We start from the raw sequence: 22932 nt of genomic DNA, 5'->3' as shown, positions 1-22932 counted from the left end.
GTTTTGCGATAACGATATGCGATAAAACAAAGAACGAAGCGGCGACGCGAATCTAGAGATTGCGACTTGCTTCAGCACTATCGATGCCGAATGAATGGGATGCCGATCACCGATGTTTAAGCTGTGCCACTCCAAGGCGGGAAAGAAACTGACGCGCGCCGAGCAGAAAGAGCTCCGCCCCGCGCAGATCCTGGACGCGGCCTTCACCGAGTTCGTCAAGAACGGATACGCCGCAACACGGGTTGAGGACATCGCCAAACATGTGGGCGTCACCAAGGGCACCATTTATGTGTACTTCGAGACCAAGGAAATTCTCTTCGAAGCCACCATCCGCCACGCCTCGACCTCCTTCGCCGACATCGTCAAGAGCGAGGACACCCGCACCGGCACCGCCTCCGAAAAGATCAGGGCGCTTCTGGGCGCACTCTACGATCATCTCGACCAAGACCGCCAGAACCGCGAAATCCTCAAGCTGATCATCGCCGAGGGCCAGAAGTTCCCCGACATCGTCGCCCGGCATGAGCAATGTGTCTTCCAGCCCCTGATCGACAGGATCATCGAACTCATCAAGGAAGGTGCCGCGGCCGGCGAGCTGAAAAGCGACTACATCGCCTTCCCCGAACTCGTCATCGCACCGCTGATGACGCTCACCGTTCTGAGGATCATCTTCGAAGAAGCCATGGACATCGACATAAAAGGCTACCGCGCCGCCCATCTCGATCTGCTCCTGAACGGGCTTCTGGCGAGGAAGACCGGGGAAGGTTGAGGGTGGGTTGGTCAGCGGACGGTCGCGATGACGAAAGACCGGTCGAAGGCGATCAGAGAGCTAACGTGATTGACCAGTTGACCTCTATGTTCTCGAGGCAAGCAAACACCACAAGTGGTCATTAAGACGTGCAAGAAACCGGCGCGCAAAACTGACCTACATTGCTAACCTTATTGATTTCGCCGGTTCCAAGGCCGCGCTCCAGTAACGTCTTGAATCGATGGGATGATCTCGTTATCGAGCTGTACTACAAGCGTCTGAATGTAATTGTGGTCGTTTTCCAGATCGTTAATGCTGACGTGGGCGGCTTGAGCTCCGCGATGGGCAATATCCCCGCGCTTGCCAATGAAGGTCAGTAGTGCCTGATCATGTGGGCTAAGTATAGGTTCGACGTCGATGCCCACAAACTTCTTGAAGAGATCCGTGACATTTGCGCAGTTGGGTGTATTTAGCTCCTCTAGCTTCTTCTCAGCATGCTCTCGGAGGTACTGCTTCCATCCTTCGCCCGCCATCCGCAGAACGGCAAGGTCGTGCTTGTCAGCCTTGATCGCGTTGGCGAGTGTTCGGCGCGGATGCTCAGGCAATTGGAGCGGGCTGTCGGTATGTAAGACGACATGCTCAAATCCTTCCTTCACGACTTCCTCACAGTAAAGCTCCCATGCTGCGCAGAGAAGGAAAATGCCACTGCGTGTTAGGATGGAGTGAGGACGTCCGGGGCCTGGAAACTGCGCTCGATGCATTTCTTCCAGTCTCTCCACGTCGCGCGACAGGTTTCTTTCAAAATTCAAACGTGCTTGTGATGGCATTGGGATCCCGACTTGAGCTAAGAACATGAGCGCACACTATTAAGACAGAATGCACCCTCAGATTGCAGCCAGAACCTCCAACAACGTCGGACTGGGCTTGCAGTTGCGCAGAAAGGATACGCTAGACCCTGTCGATCAACGGCTCGTCCGTATTATATAAGGTTTACCAACATACTGACCTTCGGCCTTCGGCGAACGGGCGATCTACGGACGGGTTAGCGATGAAACCAGCCAGTCGAGTTCCGTGCGAGCGGACGAGAGCACGCTTGCATAGGAACTGACGGTCGTCATGTCGGTCCCATATCTCTTGTCAATAGAGGCTGCGGAGCCCTTACCGATCATCAATATCCTCAACGGGCTGCTTGAGATGATGGTACCTGACAAGTCATCACGATATTGCTCGGCTTGAGCTATGTCCTCCCGAGAAATCGGATGATTGGGCCGCTTGAACTCAATCAACAGATAGCTGTCAGCTAGATCCTGCGATAACAGAAGATCAGGCCGTTTCGAGGCCCGCTCGCCCGTAAATTTCTTATCACTATAGTTCGCGATGACCCGTTTCAGGGTGATGTTCGATGACATCAGAGCGTATTGGCGACCAAGAAGCCACAAATTCGTCTCGAAGGCCTTATGGACGTCCTTTTCGAGGGTCGCTTCGTTGTCGATAAGCTCCTCGAGGTAGTCCAGAAATCTCATCCGTCTGGTCGCTTGAGCAGCGATCCCAGAGAGTTCCACCATACCAAAATCTTCAAGCGCCGCTGCAAAGGAACTGACATCTGTGCGGTCGGTGGCATTTATCCGCTCGAGTACGGCCCAGTAGGCGTCATGCTCCATGGCGTCGAGCGCGACCTCTGCGATCGTCGCAATGCGGTCTTCGCTTTCCCGATAGAATCGCTGCAGGATCCTGTGGAGGGCTTCTTCAGCGTAGCGTCGGCGATGTTCTGGGAGATCTCTCAGCCTAGCGTCCAACTGCTTCTTCAATCGAGCGAGCTGAAGGCTCATATCGCGAGAGTGGCTCTCCCTAAGCCCTTCTTTGACGATCGATTTCACATAGGATTGGATTTCTTGGAATGCCTTGCTGTTCTCGACCACCCCGCCCCAATCAGCAGTTACGAAATGATCGTTACCCTCAAGCTCCACCTCTCCGTAGACTCGTTTCGACAGCTTGAAGGGAATTTCCTCGTCGTCATCTAGGCCGAACATCATCGGCTTCCCGACGACCTTCCCGTCCACCTTCAGCACTATACCCGGTGATTTTGGTGCTTTCTTGCCGTCTGCAATCGTAAACCTCAAGCGAACTGAGCCGCTCTCCATAAAGGTCTTCTCGACCTCCCTTGATACGCCCGGAACATCATCGACCGACAACTGCGCCTCATTTACGAATACCTTGAAGGCATCCTCGCGGCCGTATTCGTGCACGAGGACTTCTCGAAAACGCTCAGGCGTAGGAAAATTCAATCGGCTATCAAGACCGGACAGGATGATCGTCGTGCCTACATGAGCTTCGCCTGCATCCTCCTCGATGAATGGTAAAGGCACAGATTCCAGGTCATTCTCATTCTCGGCCAGGATGAGCTTATCGATCGTCAGGCTGCATTTCCGACCTCGGGCGACCGCTGAAACATCCATCCGGCTTGCCAGTGACAGGCCAGCGAACTTACCGATGCCCTTTCGACCCTTGACCTTTCGCTTGAGTAAAGGGGTCCGTTCGCCCGTACGGGCCCGCTTATCGCTGGCAATGTTCAGGTATTCGTTCCTCATTTCCAGAGATGTCATCCCCGAACCGTCGTCGCTGACGATAATCGGATCAGACGACATAGGCGTCGGCAATGTGATCCAGACATTCCTTGCGTCCGCATCCCATGCGTTATCGACAAGTTCCTTTAGCGCTGCTTCGCTCGATCTATAGGTTTCACCTAGAAGTCTTGTCAGTCGTGTATTAACCGAAAAATGGACGTCATCCATAAAACGTGTTCCCGAACCGGATATAAATCATAGGTAGCAGAAGAAGTAAGCCTCTGTAACCTTCTTGGATAATTCCCCACAAAAAACCACACGGCACCAACATTCTGCGGCTAGCGAATTAATAGAGAATTTCTATGCATCGGGTTATAACTTTGGCATTCACAAAGCAGATCCTGAGCATGTTCGCGGTAACACTTTGATCTTCCTTCATATCTACCTAACCGCGAGTAGGTTAGTCACGCTCTGTGCAGCTAAGTCTGCTTCCGGGCGCAGGCAACGACCCCCTCAGTGAGCGCACTGCCTCGAAGCAAAGACAACACCCCCTCAAGGCCGCGTTGTTTACAGTCCACTTGGAATGAAGGGCTCCCAACACTTTCTTATCCGCCAGAGACGACCGAGAATGGTGTGAACGCCTCTGTCTCCAATAGTCACAAGCCTGCCCGATCTTCACAAGCCTGCCCCCAAACCTTTCCCTGCATCTCTGTTCATTTGCCGCACGAAATCGATAAACGCACGCAAGGGCGCAGGCACAAGCCGCCGTCCGGAGTAATAAAGAAACGGGCCGGGAAACCGCAGCCACCAATCTTCCATTACCGGCACCAAGTCCCCCCGATCGAAATGCGGCTTCAGCCAATCCTCGAAAATGTAAGACATGCCGCAGCCGGCAACGGCGGCGTCTATGCCGAGATCGGTGCCGCCGCCGAATTGGACGATGAGGTTGCCTTTCGGATTGATGACGACCTCCTCCCCGTTTCGTTCGAACTCCCAGGGCGGAATGGCGCGCCCTGAAAACCGGCCGAGAATGCAATCATGCAAAAGCAGGTCTTGGGGATGTTGCGGCATGCCCCTTCGTGCCAGGTAGTCCGGCGATGCGGCAAGGGCGAAGCGCTGCTGGCGTGGGCCGATCGGCAAGGCCAGCATATCCTGCTCCAGCCTTTCGTCATAACGGATGCCGGCGTCGCAGCCGCTCTTGATGATGTCGACGAAATTCTCATCGGTCACGATTTCCAGGCTGATATCCGGATAGGCCGCGAGAAACGGTGGCACGATGGCGGGCAGGACCAGCTTTGCCGCACTCATCGGCACATTCAGCCGAAGCTCGCCCGAGGTGCGGCCGCGGCTGCTTTTGACCTCGTTCAGCGCCGAGGCCACCTCTGCGAATGCGGGTGCGGTGCGCTCCATGAGGAGACGTCCTGCATCCGTCATCAGCACGCTCCTTGTGGTGCGATTGAACAGGCGTACCCCGAGCTCGTCTTCCAGCCGCTTCACCGCATCGCTCAACGCCGAGGAACTGATGCCGGTTTCGCGCGCCGCCTGCCGAAACCCCTGGGATCGCGCCACCAGCAGAAACGCATTCAGATCCGTTAAATCCGCCACTCTTGCTCTCCCAACGCCCGTCGCCATTGTCCGCGATGACGGACAACCTGTCCTGATTATAGCGCCTTGTCGCACATATGCCACCTGCCTATTTTTCAGCAACACAAAGGAGATAGGGCGATGAGCACGATGACAAATTCAGCAACATTCAAGCTTGGCGACCACACGGTGCGCCGTTTGGGATATGGCGCGATGCAGCTTGCGGGCAAGGGCGTTTTCGGGCCGCCGCGCGATCGTGCAGAGGCCGTAGCCGTGCTGCGCGAAGCGGTGGAAAGCGGCGTCAACCACATCGACACCAGCGATTTCTATGGCCCGCATGTCACGAACGAAATCATCCGCGAGGCCTTGCATCCCTACCCCAGCGACCTTCTGATCGTCACCAAGGTCGGCGCGAGCAGAGGCGCGGACGCATCCTGGAAGCCGGCCTTCTCACGCGCGGAGCTGACACAGGCCGTTCATGACAACCTGCGCAATCTCGGGCTCGATGTGGTCGATGTCGTCAATCTGCGCGCCATGTTCGACGTGCACGGTCCTGCGGAAGGGTCGTTGGACGAAGCACTCGATGTGCTGGCGGATCTGAAGCAACAGGGCCTGATCCGGCATATCGGCCTTTCCAATGTCACGGCAAAGCAGATCGAGGATGCCGGAAAGATCACCGACATCGTCTGCGTGCAGAACCAGTACAATCTTGCGCATCGCCACGACGACGCCCTGATCGACACGCTCGCTTCCCGCGGCATCGCCTATGTGCCGTTCTTCCCGCTCGGCGGCTTCTCGCCACTGCAATCTTCCGCCCTGTCCGACGTGGCCGCAAAGCTCAACGCCACGCCGATGCAGGTGGCGCTTGCCTGGCTGCTTCAGCGATCGCCGAACATTCTCCTGATCCCCGGCACCTCGTCACGCGGCCATCTGCGGGAAAATCTCGCGGCAGCGACGATCGAGCTTCCCTCGGAGGCACTGTCGGAGCTGGAGAAGGTGGCTGGCTGATATCGCTGATAGAACGCGGAGCCTCCGCAAGTTGCGGGGCTCCTGCCCCCGTCAAGACAGCTCCACCAGCGCGTTCAGGAAGGCGCGCATGGCGGGGTTGGACCGGCGGCTTTCGGGCCATAGGGCCGTGATATTGTGCCGGTCCACCGCGTAATCGGAAAGAACCGGCACGAGCGCGCCACGCTTCACCCAGGCGTTGGCCATGAAACTCGTCGCCATTCCGATGCCCGCACCGGCTGATATTGCCGCGAGTACGGCTTCGCTGGCATCGACGATGATGCCGGAGGATGGCACGATCTCCACTTCCTTCTCCCCGATGCGGAAAGGCCAGCCAAACAGCTGGCCGCTGCTTTGATAGCGCAGACTGACGGTCTCGTGATCCTCCAACTGGTTCGGATGGGTTGGCGGACTGCGCCTCGCCAGATAGTCGGGCGAGGCATAGCAGCATAGCCGGTGTGGCATCAGGCGGCGGGAAAGCAGGCGCGAATCCGACAGGTCGCCGATGCGAACCGCAAGGTCGAAGCCGCCGTCGATAAGATCCACCATGTGATCGCTCAAACGCAGATCGATGGTCACCTTCGGGTGGAGCGCGCGAAACTGCTGCAACACCGGCGCGATGACATGCAGGCCGATTGGCAGGGATGCAGCGATGCGCAATGTGCCGGCTGGCTCGGTGCGCGCTGCTTTTGCCGCCTGCTCGATCTCTTCGGCAGCGTGCAGCAGCCTCAGCGCCCGATCATGCAGATCACGCCCTTCGCTCGTCAGCGTCAACGAACGCGTCGTGCGCGCAAACAGCGAAACGCCGAGCTGCTGTTCCAGCCGCTGGATGCTTTTGCTGACCGCGGACGGTGAGATGCCCAGGGAGCGGGCGGCGGCGGTGTAGCTTCCAAGCGAAGCGGCGCGCGCGAATGCAATCAGCCCCGTCAGCCGGTCAATTCCGATTTGTTCCTTCATGGCACTATTAAAGCGAATTGCCGCCTGATTTTCAAATGAAACCAGCAATCCTATCTTCCCCTCACAGAACGACAATCCAAGTGAGGCAGTGATGACTGAGATGATGAAAGCCGTGCGATTGCACGAATTCGGTGGACCGGATGTCCTTCTCTACGAGGATGCGCCACGGCCGCAAATCTCTGCGGATGAGGTGCTTGTCCGGGTCCATGCCGCAAGCCTCAACCCGCCGGATCTCTATTTGCGCGACGGTTATCGCGCGCTCCCGCCGGAATGGCAGCCCGATCCAAGCTTTCCGCTGATCCTTGGCACGGATATCTCCGGCACCGTCTCGGCGGTGGGTGAAAAGGTCTCGCAGTTCAAGGTTGGCGATGCCGTCTTCGCCATGGTCCGCTTCCCGCATGATTTGATGACCGGAAGCGGCGCCTATGCCGAATATGTCCGGGTTCCCGCGTCAGACCTGGCGCTGAAACCTGCGGGCATCGACCATATCCAGGCCGCCAGCGCACCCATGTCGCTGCTGACCGCCTGGCAATTTCTGATAAACCTCGGGCATGATGTGCCGAACCCCTTCCAGACCTTCCCGCACGCACCCATTCCGCTTGGCGGCAAGACGGTGATGGTGAACGGCGCGGGCGGAGGCGTGGGGCATCTCGCAGTCCAGATCGCCAAATTGCAAGGCGCGAGGGTGATTGCCGTTGCTTCCGGCAAGCACGAGGCGCGTCTCAAAGACCTCGGTGCGGATCTCTTCATCGACTACAGGAAGACGGGTGTCGAAACCATCGTGCAGGATGTCGATCTGGTGCTCGATGCCGTGGGCGGCGCGAACATGGAACGCTTCGTCCCCTTGATCAAGCCGAATGGCGCATTGTTCCTCGCCAACCCGCTTGGCTTTTCAGGCCACGAGGAAGCCGCCCGGCGCAACATCACCGTCTCGACGACGCAGGTGCGCTCGAACGGCGCGCAATTGGCAGAGGCTGGCCGGCTGCTCGATGATGGCACCGTTCGGGTGGTGATCGACAGCACCTATCCCCTGGCCGAGGCTGCCGCTGCGCATCGCCGTGCGTCCGAAGGCAGCATCCAGGGCAAGATCGTGCTGGTCGCCGCCTGATCACACGCGTCACCAGTCAAGCCCCCGGCCGCCGCAACCATGCTGTCGGGGCACCTATGGAAAGCAATATCAATGTTGATCATAACCGGCCACATGCATGTCGATCCGGCCGATCTGGCGCCATTCACCGCAGACCTCCAAGCTTTGGCAACCGAAACACGAAAGCGATCAGGATGCATCAGCTATGATGCGGCGGTGGATGATCCGCACGCGGGGCGATTGCTGATATCGGAACGCTGGGCCGATCAGGCAGCACTCAGCGCGCATTTGCAGGCAGCCGACACTATCGCCTTCGTCCGCCGCTGGAGCGGCAAGATGCGCGGCGAGATCCGAAAATACGACGCGTTCAACGAACGTGACATCATGGATGGATGACGCGCTTCATGAGATCGGTTGCTTAGGTGCCCTCTCCTTACGACACACTAACCGCTTCACCACACCCCGGAAATGAGGGTGAAAAACCAGGCCGCACTGCGGGGGAATCGCCCCGCAAATTTCCAGTAGCTGTTCCTGAGATATTGGACACTTCGCCACTTCGTCGACAGCATCAGATAGTCGAAATGGGTGAAGCGCAGCACGGATCGTGCGCGATCGCGCAAGGTTTTTTCCACCTCCGTCTGGTGTCTCGCCAATGCCCGCTCGACTTGCACCCCATATGAGACCAAAGCGTCTTCCATGGCCTGCGGTTGAGGGGCAGTCAGCTCGGTTTGCACCGGCCGACAGCGAGTTGTCTGCGGCTTTGCGCCAAAAGCCGTCATTGCGATTTCCGCAAGACTCCTATTCTGTGACGTCGCAAAAGTCGGGAGAACAAGCGTCGCAATAATTTGGATTGGCAACGGTCTCACCTGACGAATGATAGTCTCTGAAACCTACCCCCGCGTGCGAGTGATATTCTTCCTTACTGCGATCCGCTTTCCTGCGGCTCCCATGAGTCGCTTGAAGGTGGCGCATTCCATATGCGATGGCGCAGGGCACTCGGCGACGTGCCGGAGCGTGTCACGGAGCTTCGTCAACTCGCAGATTTGCTTGTCGATTTCATCGGCCTTCTGATGAAGCACGTCGCGCGGCAGGTCAGGGATGCCGTTGCTGCTGAACATGCCTGCGATCTCTTCCAGCGAGAACCCCGCCGACTTGCCCATCACGATCAGCTTGAGTTGCAAGAGAACTTCAGGCGGAAACTGCCTGCGCAGCCCATGCCGTGAAACGGAGGAAATCAGTCCCGCTTCCTCATAGTAACGCAACGCCGAAGGTTTGACCCCGCTCTGCGCCGACACCTCTCCAATATCCAGTAATTTCATGCTTGACCTCAAGTCGACTTGAAGTGGCAGGCTACTCTCGAACCAGCATTCGAGCAAGAGGACGAGACAATGGAACAGGCTGAAACGCTTAAGCGGAATAGAAAGCAATCGGGGATCACGATCACACTGGCTCTGACAATGCTGCTGGCCTCGCTCGGTACCAGTATCGCCAACATCGCACTGCCGGCGTTGTCCGAGGCGTTCTCCGCACCCTTTGCCGAGGTGCAGGCAGTCGTCGTCGCCTATCTCGTCGCTTTAACCGTTGCGGTCGTCATCGCAGGCCGGCTCGGCGACAATCATGGTCTGAAGCCTGGATTGCTTGCGGGTCTCGGCCTCTTTTTCCTTGGCTCGCTCGTTTGCGGTCTCGCGCCGAGCCTATGGTTGCTAATCGGTGCGCGCGCGCTTCAGGGCATCGGCGCGGCCTTCCTCATGACGCTTTCCATGGCGCTGATGCGTCATACGGCGAGCGAGGGTAGCCTAGGACGAGCAATGGGCCTGCTTGGAACGGTTTCCGCTCTGGGCACGGCGCTCGGTCCTTCGCTTGGGGGGCTACTAATCCCAGTGACGGGATGGCGCGGTATCTTCTGGGTCCAACTGCCACTGGCGGCCATCGCTTTCCTTCTGGCGTTCATCATGCTGCCGAACGCAGTCGGCACTGGGAAGACATCATCGGCAAGCGTGCGCTCCGCACTAAACATGGCCCTTCTACCCAATCTCGCCATCAACCTGCTGGTGGCCACTGTTATGATGACGACGCTCGTAGTCGGCCCTTTTTATCTCGGCCTCGGACTCGGCCTGAAGGAAACGTCGGTGGGGCTGCTCATGGCGATTGGTCCGGTGATCTCCATCTTCAGCGGCGTTCCATCAGGGCGTCTGGTGGATGTTTGCGGAAGCAGCCGAGTGCTGGCGACTGGGCTTGTCCTCATGGCAGCTGGTGCCTTCCTTCTGGCGGTCTTGCCAAATATGACAGGAGTCGTTGGCTACATACTTTCCATCATCGTCCTGACGCCGGGCTACCAACTCTTTCAGTCGGCAAACAACACCGCCGCGCTGGCGGATGTTTCAGCGGACCGGCGCGGCACGGTTTCTGGACTCCTCAGCCTATCGCGCAACATTGGGTTGATCGGGGGCGCTTCTGTCATGGGTGCAGTTTTTGCATTCGGCGTCGGGACGGAAACGCTTGCCAATGCCGAACCTCCGGCGATTGCCAGCGGCATGCAACTTACCTTCTTGCTCGCCAGTGGAATTATATCTGCGGCGATCGGCATCAACGTTTATGGAAGGCGGTCAGAACGAGCATCACCGTCGGCGAAACAGGATCAGCAAACGCAGAAATCCTAATTTTCCCCACAGATCGGCCGCCCCTGAAGCAAGCCAGAATGTCTGTTGCGAAACCTTGTCAGAAAACCACGGTTACGCGCCCGATTTTGCGACGGCGAATGCCCTCAATGGGCCAATAGCAGTCACCAGAAGCATGGTCCAAGCAAAAATGTGCAGCGGCTTTGCGATAGCAACACGCAATAAAACAAACCTACACAGCCACGCTGGCTTTTGCTTTGAAGTCTTCCGGCAGGAGGTCGCTATGAAGGATCTGGTTGCGGCCGGATGATTTCGCCAGATAGAGCGCCCTGTCGCAGGCGTTGAACAGATCCTCGAAGGACGCGTAGGATTCCTTATCGGCCACACCGCCCGACAGCGTGATATGAACAAGCCTGTCCTTGAGGTTCACAGGCCGGGCCGCCAGCATTTCGTTGCACCGCTGTGCAAGCGTCAGACGTTTCTGGGCGGTGAGTTGAACCGCCAGAACGGCAAATTCCTCGCCGCCGATCCTGGCGACGACATGGGGTTGCGGGAAGGCAGACATCAAATGCCGTGCCACCGTCACGATCGCATGGTCTCCGACATCGTGGCCGAACTCGTCATTGATGCGCTTGAAGCGATCGATATCGAACAGGATGAGCGACGCATTCTCGTCCGCCTTCGCCACCTCTTCCATGAAGGCACGACGATTGAGGAGCCCAGACAGCATGTCGGTGCGGCTCAGCCGTTCGAATGTGGCGCGCGAGATGGACAGATGATGGATGGCGAGACCCACGAGATACACGATGGAAAACGTCAACGACGACGCCACCACGGTCGATATGATCACGCCAACGGTTGCCCCCTGCCAGACGTCATAGGGCAGCAAGCCAACCGCGTTCATCAGATGATGGGCGACGATATTCAATATGTCGGCAATCAGTGTCACGACAAAAGCCGTGCGAAGAGCAAAGGACAGGACCTTGCTCTTCGTTTCAAAGCGGTCCGTGGCGCATGCCTGCTTTATATGACGTTCAACAAATGCAAGCATCGACCTTCAGGTCCCTTGTTAGAGCGATAGAGCGCCGTGCATCCCTCTGGACGCACAAAGGACGCTCTTCTTAAAATTGACGCAGCGGCTTAGCCGATGCTCTAGTCGCCCCCGACCGGGTCGAACTTTTGCATGAGAGGTTTTGATATCTCATGAAGAACGAAGGTGAATGTTTGATTGAAGCCTGTGCGACTGCCCGATGCGGCTGCATCATCAAGGCTTAGAGCCCGTGAGCCCCAGTTGCTGCATCATGATGGATGCGGCGGTCGCGATGGACGGAGGTCACCTTGCCATCTTTCATGCGAAAGAGGGTGAAAGAGCTTACAAAGCTGTCACAAGGAGGCTGCTGTGGCCGAACCACAATCCACCGGCGAAATGTCAGCATTGCTTTCACCGTATCAGCAGGGGCGGTTCACTCCACCGGCGTCATCGTACCCGTCGGGAACGCGACAGAGGAAAGCGACGGATAGACCTCGCGAACGATATTGATCTGCTGCGCGTCATCGATCCTGACCAGATACCACTTTCCGCCATCGATCAGCGCCAGCGTCGCGGTCTTCGCCTCGATCTTCTGGCCCTTGGTTTCCATCAGACTGCGCGAAGGCACCAGCACATAGGGGGTGCCATCGGGGGCTTGCTTGTAAGCGGCCTTGTCGACATCCATTTCGAAATCGAGAAATTTGACCGAGGCGAGCGCAATCTGCATCTGCGCCTGCATCGCGCTTCGAAGCGTTGCCATATCCACACCGGCCTTGCTGGCAATATGCTGAAGAACCTTGGGTGGAACGGACTCGGCGACGACAGCGAAGTCGCCCTGCTTCAGCGCGGTTTCGAAGCGCACGATCTGCGCCTGAAGGTCAGCCTTTTCCTCGGCGGTGAATTCACGCGCCGTCGCACCCTGCCAGAAGCAGACAGCCAGACACAGCGACAGGAAAATAGCCTTCATGACACGCGCCTCTCATCGGTCTTATGACGTTGAGCGAGATGAGCGCGACGGGTGCCGCGCTGTCGTGGATGACGGCAAAGCGGCTTACAGAATAAAGAAACCCGCAGCCGAGAGGATGATGAAAACCAGCAATCCGCCGAAGAATCCGCCCGTCGTGAAGAAACCGACGGCCATGGCGATCATCAGCATGCACACCAGCATCGTGCCATATTTCGAAGCCAACAGAAAATGATTGTAGGTCTTCTGATGCTCGGCAAGGTCCATCTTCGCACCGACTTCGACTGGACCGCTATGGTGTTCGCTCATGCTTGTTTCCCCTCTATTGATCTGCGCTCGCCGTCATCGTCCCATCATCCGATGGATGTCTTCCCTGATAACGAAGCAAGCGACAGAACGCTCCGCGTCAAGACCTACACAAAATTTGAAGCCGACGCAACGCGGGTAACGCGCTGTTTGCCCGGCAAAATCGCTCCGAATTTGGGCAATTTATCCCGGGCTCACGCCGCTGGAAAACCTTAGCATTTGTCACATCGACGCCACCGGCGCGCAGGAAAGACCAGGATGGCGCATGGTCGACCTTCTTCCTAGTTGCATTTGGTAAATCCTGCCCATAACGATGGACGCAGGGAGGATTTCTGGTGGGGACAACAGGCGTGGGAGGACGATTCGCCTGAGGGGTTTCCGCCATAAACATTCCTCCTCGAAAACCCGCAAAGGGATCGAAAGGGGAAAACAATGCACGCGCTTTTGAAACTGAGCCGCGCCATCGACATGTTGAGCGAGGCGCTGGGAAAATTCTCAGGCTATCTGGTTCTCATCTGCTGCCTCGTCAGCGCCGGCAACGCCATCGTGCGTTACCTGTTCAATTACAGTTCGAACGGCCTCTTGGAAATCCAGTGGTACATGTTCGGCTTCATCGTGCTCATCGGCGCGTCCTATACGCTGCGGATGAACGAGCATGTGCGCGTCGATATCATCTATGGCGCGATTGCACCGCGCACCCGCATCTGGGTGGATATTGTCGGCCTCGTTCTCTTCCTGCTTCCCGCCTGCTTCTATCTCGCCTGGCTCAGCTGGCCGGTGTTCCTGCTCTCATGGCAACAAAACGAGGTCTCCTCCAATGCCGGCGGCCTCATCCGCTGGCCGGTCAAGTTCATCATCTTTGCGGGCTTTGCCCTCCTCGTCCTTCAGGGAATATCCGAACTGGTGAAGCGCATCGGTGCGCTGAACGGGCTCTATCAGCTCGACACCAAATATGAAAAACCGCTCCAGTAACGCCGGCGCCATTTCAAGGATATTCTGATGTTCGAATACGGTATTCTTCCGCCGGCCATGTTCCTGGGCATGATCATCTTCATGCTCTACGGCTTTCCGGTCGCTTTCTCGCTTGCCACCGTCGGTCTTCTGTTCGGCGTCATCGGCATCTTCACCGAGCATTTCTCGCCCGCCTTCATGCAGGCGCTGCCGCTGCGCATCTTCGGCATCATCTCCAACGATCTGCTGCTCGCCATTCCCTTTTTCACCTTCATGGGGGCAATCCTGGAACGATGCGGCCTTGCGGAGGATCTGCTGGAGGGCACGGGCAAGCTCTTCGGCGCGATCCCGGGCGGCCTTGCCTATGCGGTCATTCTGGTCGGCGCCATTCTCGGCGCCATCACCGGCACTGTGGCAGCGTCCGTCATCACCATGGGCGTCATCTCGCTGCCGATCATGCTGAAATACGGCTATAATCCGCGCGTCGCCACGGGCGTGATTGCCGCATCCGGCACCATCACGCAGGTTATTCCGCCCTCTCTCGTTCTCATCGTTCTCGCCGACCAGCTCGGCCGCTCCGTCGGCGATATGTATCTCGGCGCCATCGGCCCGTCCTTCCTGCAGGTCGCGATCTTCATGCTCTTCATCCTCTTTCTCTCGGTCTTCCGGCCGAAGGATGTTCCCGCACTTCCGCCGGAAGCCCGTGGAGAGCTGAACCGGGCGCTGGTGCTGAAGGTTCTGGGCGGCATGATCCCGTCCATCGTGCTGATCTTCCTCGTTCTCGGCACCATCTTCCTCGGCCTTGCGACACCGACGGAAGCCGGCGCACTTGGCGTTGTCGGCGCCATGGCGCTTGCCGCAGCCCACCGCCGCCTGACCTGGGATCTGGTCAAGCAGGGCATGCATTCCACCATGCACATCACCTCCATGGTAGTGTTCATTCTGGTCGGCGCCACCTGCTTCTCGCTGGTGTTTCAGGGCATGGATGGCTCGCTGTGGATCGAGCACATGCTGTCGGGCATTCCAGGCGGCCCGATCGGCTTCCTGATCTTCGTCAACATCTTCATCTTCTTCCTCGCCTTCTTCCTCGATTTCTTCGAGATCGCCTTCATCGTCGTGCCGATGCTGGCGCCGATCGCCCAGTCGCTCGGCATCGATCTGATCTGGTTCGGCGTGCTGCTGTGCATCAACATGCAGACGAGCTTCATGCACCCGCCCTTCGGCTTTGCGCTCTTCTATCTGCGCTCCATCGCGCCACGCACGGTGAAGACCTCGGATATTTACATGGGCGCAATCCCCTGGCTCGGCATGCAGCTTATCCTCGTCGCCATCGTCATCTTCTGGCCGGAATCCGTCACCTACTGGCTGGACAAGACCCCGGAAGTCGATCTCAACACTATCAAGATCGAGGTCCCCGCCTTCGGCAACCAGGGTGGAAACACCATGCCCAACTTCGGCCTGCCCCCCATGGACGGCGCACCCGGCCAGGGCGGCGGCAACGGCCTGCCCGGAATGCCGAACCTCAACGAACCGCCGAAGATCAATCCTTGACGGCGAACGCTTGTTTGATCAGGATGAAAGCGTTATATTGGTGGAGTGGAAGGTAGGGTTGCACACCTACCTTCCGTTTATTTACTTCCTGAAGAATGTGAACCGGACAGTCATTGACCAGCCTGTCCGGTTTTTCTTCACGATAAACGTAATGCTCAGCGGCTTGCGCATCACACTAGAGCGCCGCGCGTCCTCTAGGACGCGCAAAGGACGCTCGAGGTTTTTGAATGTACGCATCGTGCTTTTCCGAAAATCGACTTCGATTTTCGGGCCGATGCTGTACCTCCACAGTTGAACAGCAAGGCCTTTGCCAAGGTCGGCGTGGCCGATCCTCGCCGATATTCCGGCTGGTCTCCGAAATGTGCTGCTTCGCTGCTCAACGCTGCCGATCATAATCCCGCGTCGTTACTTGTCCATAAACGCGCGAAAGCCCTGTTTAAGCTCAAACGAAAAAGCCCGGACCTTTCGATCCGGGCGTCCTATTAATCCTGCTTATAACGTCAGAGCTTGCCGTTGCGCTGCTGTATCATCATGAACGTGTCATAGGTGTACTCGGCGAGCTGCATCCACAGATAGCCTTCGCGCTTGAAGGCGACCTGGTCGTCATAGACCTTTTTGAAATCCGGGTTGACGGCAGAGATTTCCGCGTAGACTTCGAGAGCGGCCTTGTAGCAGGCGTCCAGAATATCCTGGCTGAAGGGACGAAGCGTTGCACCTTCGGAGACGATCTGCTTGATCGCCTTGGGGTTCTTGGCGTCATATTTCGCCAGCATGTTGGTGTTGGCGAACGAGCAGGCGTCCTGCAGCACGGCCTGGTAATTTTTTGGCAGGTCGTTCCACTTGTCCAGATTGACGAAGGAGTGGATGACCGGGCCACCTTCCCAGAAAGCCGGGTAGTAGTAATATTTCGCCACCTTCTGGAAGCCGAGCTTGTGGTCGTCATAGGGGCCGACCCATTCGGCCGCGTCGATCGTGCCCTTTTCCAGCGCCGGATAGATATCGCCGCCGGCGATCTGCTGCGGCACGACGCCAAGCTTTTCAACCACCTTGCCGGCCAGACCGGCGATGCGCATCTTCACGCCCTTGAAATCGTCGACGGTGTTGATTTCCTTGCGGAACCAGCCGCCCATCTGCACGCCGGTATTGCCGGAAATCATGCCATAGAGCTTGTGCTTGGCGTAAAACTCGTTCAGCAGCGTGTTGCCATTGCCCTCATAGAACCAGGAATTGGTCAGGCGCGCATTCAGCCCGAAGGGGATCGCGGTGCCGATCGCAAAGGTCGGATCCTTGCCGACATAGTAATAAGAGCAGGTATGGCACATTTCCACCGTGCCAGAGGAGACGGCATCCGCCGCCTGCAGGCCGGGAACGATTTCGCCGGCTGCAAACACCTGAATGTTGAAATTGCCGTCGGTCGCGCTCTTCACGTGGTTGGCGATATCCTGCGCGCCGCCAAAGATCGTATCGAGCGATTTGGGGAACGAGGAGGTCAACCTCCATGTGATCTTGGCATTTTCCTGCGCGATTGCCGGTGCCGCCAGAACGGTTGCTGCCGCAGCACCCGTGCCCGCAAGCGCACCTTTTTTAATGAATGAACGTCGATCCATATTATCCTCCCAGATACGAACCTGTCATCGTGTCGCATCCCTCCACGCACACGACATCAACTGAGAAAAGCATGGGCCATGGCAACTGACAAGCGGCCCATGGAAGAATAAATCTCATGACATGCTTGGGAGCGATAAAATTGATCGCCTCGTGCGAAAGTCGATCGTCCAAGCGGCATTGTCTTATACTTTAGACCAATAAATTTCGTCACTTACGCAAAGAGAATGCTTGACGAACCCGCCCCTTCGGCTTCACTGACGGCAGCCTTAAGCGTGTTGCGATCTTTCAGATTCGCGCACCCACTTTCGGCCCTTGCTTTTTCGCATGTCGTTATCGCAAAACCGCTGCACAGTTTTGCGCAACATGCTTTATTTCAAGACCGCATCACATTCGGAGCCATCATGTCGAAGCCCATCATCGCGATCCCTGCCGATATCAAACAGGTGGATGGTGCCGAGTGGCACGCGGCGCAAACGCAATATCTCAACGCCGCGCTGAAGGTGGCCGGCGTCATGTCCTTGATCGTCCCCGCCTTCGAGACCGGCAATGAGGTTGACGCCATTCTTGACCGAGTGGATGGCCTGCTCGTCTCGGGCTCCGCCAGCAATGTCCACCCCTCGCTCTATGGCAAGCAGGCCACCGACGCCGATGGCCCCTTCGATGCCGGGCGTGATGCGACGAGCCTCGAACTCATCCGCCGCGCAATCGATCGCGGCATTCCTATGCTCGCCATCTGCCGCGGCATTCAGGAGTTGAACGTGGCCCTTGGCGGCACGCTCGCCAGCGAAATTCAGGAACTGCCGGGCCGCTGGGACCACCGCAAGCCGGAGACCACCGAGCGCGACGTGATGTTCAGCATCCGCCAGCCCGTGCATGTGCGCGAAGGCTCGTGCATTGCGGAGCATCTTGGCCTGTCCGGCGAAATCCAGATCAACTCGGTCCACCGCCAGGCAATCGCGCAAACCGCGCCCCGGCTGCAGGTGGAAGCAACCGCCGAAGACGGCACCATCGAGGCCGTCTCCGTCATCGACGCCAAGGGCTTTGCCATCGGCGTCCAGTGGCACCCGGAATATTGGGCCGAAACCGATGGTCCCTCACGCGCTCTGTTCGAAGCCTTCGGCAAGGCGGTGCGGGAGTATCAGGCGAGCAAGGCGTAAAACGCCTCGCTCTCCTTGTCGGTTATCCCTTCACCGGGGTTTCCGGCACCGGTGTCAGCACCTTCCGCTCCGCAAACCAGCCGAGAATATTGTCCGCCACCAGATCCGCCATGGCATTGCGCGTCGGCACCGAGGCGGAGGCGACGTGCGGCAGGAGCGAAACATTGTCGAATGCCAACAACGCTTCGGGCACATTCGGCTCCGAATAGAACACATCGAGACCGGCACCACCCAGCGTGCCGTCTTCAAGCGCCTTGATCAGCGCATCCTCATCCACGCTCGAGCCACGGCCGACATTGATGAAGACGCCATTCGCACCAAGTGCGGAGAAGATCTCGCCATTGATGGCCTTGTGGGTTTCCGGCGTGCCGGGCACGATGCAGATCAGAATATCCACCGCGCTCGCCATCTCCTTCAGCGAGGCATAATAGGTGTAGGAAAGCTCGTCGCGCTTGCTGCGCGTGTGATAGCCGATCTCAACCTTGAAGGGCTCGAGACGCTTGGCGATTTCCTGGCCGATGCGCCCCATGCCGAAGAGGCCGACCTTGCGGCCGCGCAGCGAAAAGGGCGAGAGCGCAAATGGCCCCTCCTTCACCCACTTGCCGTCTCGCAGATAGCTCTCGGCCTGATAGAGGCGGCGCACCGTGTTGATCAGAAGCGCAATCGTCGTATCGGCCACTTCGTCATTCAGCACGTCCGGCGTGTTGGTGACGATGATGCCACGCTTGGCCGCATGCTTGGCATCGACACCATCATAACCCACACCGAAATTGGAGATGATCTCAAGGTTCGGCAATCCATCGATCCAGTCCGCATTGACGCTACCGGAGACGGCGACGGCGCGAACGCGCTCCGCCACCTCGGCGGAGATGGCAGGCTTTGCCCCCACAGGTGCGGAAACGATCTCCACCTTGCCTTCAAAGCGCTCAAGAACGCGCGGATGGATTTTCCCCGGAATGAGAACGACGGGCTTTTGATCTGACATGCGCTGTAATTCCTCCTGCAATTGCACATGAGGAGGTTAGAGCCTTTCCTTACTAAATGGAAGCTTCAGCGCGATCATCAAAATGACTACCTAAGGATACAGTGTATGCGATGACACCTCAAATAACCACACGATATGCTTCGAGCTACACCCACCCGTATATCTCAGATCGTCTCGGCATCGTAAAGGAGACATTGCGTGCGCTTTGCTGTGTAGATTCACCGACGCTGAATATGGTTACGCCGCCAAGGGTGGCGGCGTAACCAAGGCGTACAGCGCGTTCTGGATTTAAACACGCTTCAACGGATTATTAGCCACAGCAACGCCAATAGCCGGATACGTTTTCTTGAGTTCCGTAGCGAATGCGAGTGTAAGGACGCACCCAATGGCATACACGGTCAGACATGAATTTCTCCTTGTCCGTCTGACGTGCCAGTTGCGTTCTCCGACAAATCGCTGTATTATTTGTGAAATACAAACACGCGAATTGTCTTCGCCCTCAGCTTGGCACTCACAGGTCGCCGAGGGTCGCTGACAATACCCGAAGCCTCGGTGGTAGGACACCGGGGCTTTTTCTTTGCCAGGAAACGCAATTCCTTATATACACCGAAGACACAAGAGACGCAACAAGTCGGGATTAACTGTGTCGTCTTTTGAGTTCTTGTTTTGTTCTAAGTGTATCCGTATGTAGTGTAGAGCGACTCATGAGGCTAAAAAATGGATGATGCGATACGCAAAGCATTGAAAAAGAAAAGGGAATTGGAGTCTGAACTTCGTAGGATCCGGACCTTCATCGAAACTTATGAGGAACTTACTGGAACAACGGTAATTCAAGACGAAATGATTTCAGAACCCGATGAATCTCAAAATTCTTCCGTTTTATCAACAACGGGAATCAAAAGACGGATCATTTTGCCCAGTCCAGCCAAGATTGCCAAGGTTTCTGCTGATTTGATTCGCGAAGCTGGTCGACCGTTGAAAAGGGGAGAAATACTAGAGCGTCTTGAGGCCCGCGGAATAAGAATTACTAGCCGCGACAAAGGCAAATACCTTGGCACGGTTCTGTGGCGAAACCGCGAGATCTTTGAAAACATAGAGGGTCAAGGATATTCTTTGCGCGAACTGGACGATCCTTGAACACAAAATAGCAGAAGGTTGCAGGTTCTTTGATCCTCGCGCCGTTGCGGGCAACGGGAGAATTCACGCCTACCACTACGGAATGAAGCCTCCAGCTCGGGGCGAGCTTACGGCTTGGTGGCCTCAGTGTAATCAATGACGCGGAATGCACGGCCCGGTGGACTGGCGGATGCGCATTTCCGGCTTGATCAGGTGGATGCCGTCCGGCTCATGGCTGCCCGCCAGCCTGTCGAGCAACGCGCGGGCCGCAAGCCGCCCCACTTCCGCCTGACCGTTGGACACGGTTGTCAGCGAAGGCGTGGAAATCGACGCTTCTTCCAGATCGTCATAGCCGGTGACGGAAATATCCTTGCCCGGCACGAAGCCCGCGCGCGAAACGCCGTTCATCAGGCCGATGGCGACGAGGTCGTTCCAGCAGACGGCGGCGGTCGGTTTCTGCGGCAGCGACAGGAAATTCACCGCCGCCTCGAAGCCGCCCTGCTTGGAGCGGGCACCGGGAATGCGCAGGTTCGGATCGACCTCGATACCGGCCTTGCGCAGCGCATTCACATAGCCCTGATAGCGGTCGCGCCCGGTAGACGTCTGGTCGGTCCCCCCCACCATGGCGATGGTGCGGTGGCCAAGGCTGATCAGATGGTTGGTGGCAAGCGAGATGCCATAGCTGTCGTCGCCACGGAAGGTCGGCATGTCGACGCCGTCCATGGAGCGCGCCACCAGAATGGCCGGCATGCCATTTTCTTCCGCAAGCTTCAGATCTTCCGTCGGCGTGCCGATCGCCGGAGACATGATCACGCCATCGCTACCAAGCTGCAGCAGCGTTTCCAGAAAGGTGCGCTGCTTTTCCACCGAGTCGTAGTGGTTGGACAGAATGAAGGTCTGGCGGCTGCGATCGAGTTCGCTCTCGATGGCTTTGAGAATTTCGCCATAGAAGGGGTTCATCACGTCGTGAAAGACGACGCCGATAATGCCGGAGCGGGATGTGCGAAGGCTGGCAGCGCGGCGATTATAGATATAGCCCAGCGCGCGGGCCTGATCCTTGATCTTCTCGCGGGTGTCGGATGCCACCAACGGGCTGTCACGCAGCGCTAAGGAAATGGTTGCCGTCGAAAGCCCCAGGCTCTCGGCAATCGTTGAAAGCTTCACCTTCTGCGCCATGTCCCCTCCCCGAGATCGCGCGTCGCACCCCGCGACGTTTAAATCGTGATTAAACAATTTAAACAACACGCGCAACTGGTTTAAGGGTTTTGCGAACTGTTGAAAGCTTTCGCTTCAATTCTTTAATCGATTAAATCGAGAGACTGCAGATTGGCGTCGATGGCGCGCAAGAGCTTGACAACGTTTTTCACGTCCTTGGCGGACAATCCCTCCACCGCGCGCGCACCGCAGGCTGCAAGCGACGTGTTGATGTGATCGACGCTTTTCTCGCCGGCTTCGGTCAGTTTCACCATGGTCAGGCGACCATCGCCTTCGCCTGCACTACGCTCCACAAAGCCCTGCGCTTCCATGCGACCGATGGTGCGGGTCATGGTCGGCGCCTTGACGCCAAGCTTCTGGGCAATCTGGCCGGGCGTCATGCTGCCTTCCTGGGCAAGCGCCAGGATTACGCCATCCTGGCCCGCATAAAGGCCGCTCGTCGCAAGATTGTGGCTGAGCGCCGTGCGCATGGAGCGTGCTGCTTGCGTGATGGATTGCGCCAGCTCTTCCGGGCTGAAGGCAATATCCTTCTTCTTCTGCGACTTGTCCTTCTTGGACGCCTTGTCCTTTTTCGAGGCCTTGTCCTTGCTCATTCAGCCCGTGCCTTTTGCCAGATCGCGAAACGACTATATGATATTGTAACTTCTAACGAATACAGGCGCGGATCGCCATATGCCAAACACATACACGCAATTTGACGACGAAACGATAACAGCCGGATTTCAACCCTCGGAGATAATCGCAGTTCTGCCGCTCGGCGCACATGAGCAGCATGGCCCGCATCTGCCCTTTGAGACCGATACGCTGATTGCCAAAGGCATCGTCGCGCGCCTGAAGGCAGCCCTGCCGCAGGATTTCCCCGTCACCTTCCTACCCGTAGAGCCGGTCGGCTACTCCATCGAGCACATGGATGTGGCCGGCACCAAGACGCTTGCCTTCGATGAGGCGGTCAATCGCTGGCTGGAGATCGTCCGCGCCCAGCATGAGAAGGGCATCCGCAAATTCGTCATGCTGAACGCCCATGGCGGCAATGCGCCGCTGATGACGATCGTTGCCACCGAGGCGCGCAAGCGCTTTTCCATGCTGGCGGTTGCCACCAGCTGGACGCGCTTTGGCCTGCCGGAAGGGCTGATTGCGCCGGACGACAAGGCGATCGATATTCACGGCGGCGATATTGAAACATCGGTCATGCTGGCGCTCAACCCCGATGAAGTCGCTATGGATAAGGCAGCGAGCTTTTCCTCCCGCCAAAGCGAATTTGCGAGCCGCTTCACCCATCTGCGCGCCTATGGCCCGCACGCCTTCGGCTGGATGATGAGCGATCTCAACCCACTGGGCGTCGCCGGAAACGCGGCCGCCGCCACCGCCGAAAAGGGCGAGCATATCATCGCCCATTCGGTGCGCGGTCTGATTGCGCTTCTGGACGACGTGCGCGCCTTCGATGTAAGCGACTTCGATCGGTCTTAAGGCCCCATCATCAAAATTCTTG

General features: G+C 57.5%; 23 protein-coding genes. 10 read left to right on the top strand and 13 right to left on the bottom strand.

Annotated elements, in window-relative coordinates; all coding sequences use genetic code 11:
* Positions 1 to 112: 112 nt before the first annotated feature.
* Positions 113 to 766 (top strand): TetR/AcrR family transcriptional regulator, encoded by a 654-nt coding sequence (locus ACTJKV_RS04845; protein ID WP_113180890.1) that lies wholly within the window; start codon positions 113 to 115, stop codon positions 764 to 766.
* Positions 767 to 936: 170 nt separating this feature from the next.
* On the opposite strand, the gene ACTJKV_RS04840 is transcribed toward ACTJKV_RS04845, so the two are convergent.
* The 3 genes from ACTJKV_RS04840 to ACTJKV_RS04830 form a co-directional block, all read right to left on the bottom strand.
* Positions 937 to 1572, bottom strand: coding sequence for a HEPN domain-containing protein (locus ACTJKV_RS04840; protein ID WP_440598505.1), 636 nt, complete (start codon positions 1570 to 1572; stop codon positions 937 to 939).
* Between the two features lie 204 nt (positions 1573 to 1776).
* Entirely contained in the window at positions 1777 to 3537 is a 1761-nt protein-coding gene (locus tag ACTJKV_RS04835) for an ATP-binding protein (protein ID WP_112956132.1), read from the bottom strand.
* A gap of 447 nt (positions 3538 to 3984) precedes the next feature.
* The gene (locus ACTJKV_RS04830; protein ID WP_440598504.1) at positions 3985 to 4941 is read right to left on the bottom strand and encodes a LysR substrate-binding domain-containing protein; all 957 of its coding nucleotides are present in this window, start codon (positions 4939 to 4941) and stop codon (positions 3985 to 3987) included.
* A 93-nt stretch (positions 4942 to 5034) separates the two neighbouring features.
* On the opposite strand from ACTJKV_RS04830, the gene ACTJKV_RS04825 reads away from it, so the two are divergent.
* Complete coding sequence (locus tag ACTJKV_RS04825) at positions 5035 to 5901, top strand: aldo/keto reductase family oxidoreductase (RefSeq protein ID WP_440598503.1); 867 nt, start codon at positions 5035 to 5037, stop codon at positions 5899 to 5901.
* A gap of 51 nt (positions 5902 to 5952) precedes the next feature.
* On the opposite strand, the gene ACTJKV_RS04820 is transcribed toward ACTJKV_RS04825, so the two are convergent.
* The gene (locus ACTJKV_RS04820; RefSeq protein ID WP_440598502.1) at positions 5953 to 6855 is read right to left on the bottom strand and encodes a LysR family transcriptional regulator; all 903 of its coding nucleotides are present in this window, start codon (positions 6853 to 6855) and stop codon (positions 5953 to 5955) included.
* Between the two features lie 91 nt (positions 6856 to 6946).
* On the opposite strand from ACTJKV_RS04820, the gene ACTJKV_RS04815 reads away from it, so the two are divergent.
* Together ACTJKV_RS04815 and ACTJKV_RS04810 are read left to right on the top strand one after the other, a co-directional pair.
* Positions 6947 to 7963, top strand: a complete 1017-nt coding sequence (locus ACTJKV_RS04815) for an NADP-dependent oxidoreductase (protein WP_440598501.1) — start codon at positions 6947 to 6949, stop codon at positions 7961 to 7963.
* 72 nt (positions 7964 to 8035) lie between these two features.
* Positions 8036 to 8338, top strand: coding sequence for a putative quinol monooxygenase (locus ACTJKV_RS04810; protein ID WP_274103000.1), 303 nt, complete (start codon positions 8036 to 8038; stop codon positions 8336 to 8338).
* Between the two features lie 56 nt (positions 8339 to 8394).
* On the opposite strand, the gene ACTJKV_RS04805 is transcribed toward ACTJKV_RS04810, so the two are convergent.
* Positions 8395 to 8721, bottom strand: coding sequence for a hypothetical protein (locus tag ACTJKV_RS04805; protein ID WP_274102999.1), 327 nt, complete (start codon positions 8719 to 8721; stop codon positions 8395 to 8397).
* A 111-nt stretch (positions 8722 to 8832) separates the two neighbouring features.
* Entirely contained in the window at positions 8833 to 9261 is a 429-nt protein-coding gene (locus tag ACTJKV_RS04800; protein WP_274102998.1) for a helix-turn-helix domain-containing protein, read from the bottom strand.
* Positions 9262 to 9330: 69 nt separating this feature from the next.
* On the opposite strand from ACTJKV_RS04800, the gene ACTJKV_RS04795 reads away from it, so the two are divergent.
* Entirely contained in the window at positions 9331 to 10602 is a 1272-nt protein-coding gene (locus tag ACTJKV_RS04795) for an MFS transporter (protein WP_274102997.1), read from the top strand.
* Between the two features lie 190 nt (positions 10603 to 10792).
* Here ACTJKV_RS04795 and ACTJKV_RS04790 read toward each other — a convergent pair whose 3' ends face one another.
* The 3 genes from ACTJKV_RS04790 to ACTJKV_RS04780 form a co-directional block, all read right to left on the bottom strand.
* On the bottom strand, positions 10793 to 11611 hold the full coding sequence (locus ACTJKV_RS04790; protein WP_440598500.1) for a GGDEF domain-containing protein: 819 nt from the start codon (positions 11609 to 11611) through the stop codon (positions 10793 to 10795).
* Positions 11612 to 12023: 412 nt separating this feature from the next.
* Entirely contained in the window at positions 12024 to 12557 is a 534-nt protein-coding gene (locus ACTJKV_RS04785) for a hypothetical protein (protein WP_440598499.1), read from the bottom strand.
* A gap of 84 nt (positions 12558 to 12641) precedes the next feature.
* On the bottom strand, positions 12642 to 12863 hold the full coding sequence (locus ACTJKV_RS04780; protein ID WP_062427815.1) for an aa3-type cytochrome c oxidase subunit IV: 222 nt from the start codon (positions 12861 to 12863) through the stop codon (positions 12642 to 12644).
* A 429-nt stretch (positions 12864 to 13292) separates the two neighbouring features.
* Between ACTJKV_RS04780 and ACTJKV_RS04775 the strand changes: the two genes are divergently transcribed.
* Entirely contained in the window at positions 13293 to 13832 is a 540-nt protein-coding gene (locus tag ACTJKV_RS04775; protein ID WP_440598498.1) for a TRAP transporter small permease subunit, read from the top strand.
* Positions 13833 to 13859: 27 nt separating this feature from the next.
* Complete coding sequence (locus tag ACTJKV_RS04770) at positions 13860 to 15362, top strand: TRAP transporter large permease (protein ID WP_113261836.1); 1503 nt, start codon at positions 13860 to 13862, stop codon at positions 15360 to 15362.
* A 500-nt stretch (positions 15363 to 15862) separates the two neighbouring features.
* Here ACTJKV_RS04770 and ACTJKV_RS04765 read toward each other — a convergent pair whose 3' ends face one another.
* The gene (locus tag ACTJKV_RS04765; RefSeq protein WP_440598497.1) at positions 15863 to 16969 is read right to left on the bottom strand and encodes a TRAP transporter substrate-binding protein; all 1107 of its coding nucleotides are present in this window, start codon (positions 16967 to 16969) and stop codon (positions 15863 to 15865) included.
* A 402-nt stretch (positions 16970 to 17371) separates the two neighbouring features.
* Between ACTJKV_RS04765 and ACTJKV_RS04760 the strand changes: the two genes are divergently transcribed.
* Positions 17372 to 18127, top strand: coding sequence for a gamma-glutamyl-gamma-aminobutyrate hydrolase family protein (locus ACTJKV_RS04760; RefSeq protein ID WP_062599063.1), 756 nt, complete (start codon positions 17372 to 17374; stop codon positions 18125 to 18127).
* Positions 18128 to 18149: 22 nt separating this feature from the next.
* Here the strand turns inward: ACTJKV_RS04760 and ACTJKV_RS04755 are convergent, their stop codons facing one another.
* Complete coding sequence (locus ACTJKV_RS04755; RefSeq protein WP_440598496.1) at positions 18150 to 19112, bottom strand: 2-hydroxyacid dehydrogenase; 963 nt, start codon at positions 19110 to 19112, stop codon at positions 18150 to 18152.
* A gap of 717 nt (positions 19113 to 19829) precedes the next feature.
* Between ACTJKV_RS04755 and ACTJKV_RS04750 the strand changes: the two genes are divergently transcribed.
* A complete protein-coding gene (locus ACTJKV_RS04750) occupies positions 19830 to 20249 on the top strand; it encodes a hypothetical protein (protein WP_440598495.1) in 420 nt (139 codons plus the stop codon).
* 132 nt (positions 20250 to 20381) lie between these two features.
* On the opposite strand, the gene ACTJKV_RS04745 is transcribed toward ACTJKV_RS04750, so the two are convergent.
* Positions 20382 to 21404 (bottom strand): LacI family DNA-binding transcriptional regulator, encoded by a 1023-nt coding sequence (locus tag ACTJKV_RS04745; RefSeq protein ID WP_440598494.1) that lies wholly within the window; start codon positions 21402 to 21404, stop codon positions 20382 to 20384.
* A 122-nt stretch (positions 21405 to 21526) separates the two neighbouring features.
* A complete protein-coding gene (locus ACTJKV_RS04740; protein WP_062427809.1) occupies positions 21527 to 22036 on the bottom strand; it encodes a MarR family winged helix-turn-helix transcriptional regulator in 510 nt (169 codons plus the stop codon).
* A 79-nt stretch (positions 22037 to 22115) separates the two neighbouring features.
* On the opposite strand from ACTJKV_RS04740, the gene ACTJKV_RS04735 reads away from it, so the two are divergent.
* Positions 22116 to 22910, top strand: coding sequence for a creatininase family protein (locus tag ACTJKV_RS04735; RefSeq protein WP_440598493.1), 795 nt, complete (start codon positions 22116 to 22118; stop codon positions 22908 to 22910).
* The last annotated feature ends 22 nt before the right edge of the window (positions 22911 to 22932 follow it).

The sequence above is a fragment of the Agrobacterium sp. 22117 genome (assembly GCF_052045735.1).
GTDB classification, from domain to species: domain Bacteria; phylum Pseudomonadota; class Alphaproteobacteria; order Rhizobiales; family Rhizobiaceae; genus Agrobacterium; species Agrobacterium cavarae.
The sequence above is the reverse complement of the archived record's forward strand: the minus strand, read 5'-3'. Positions and strand labels throughout refer to the sequence as shown.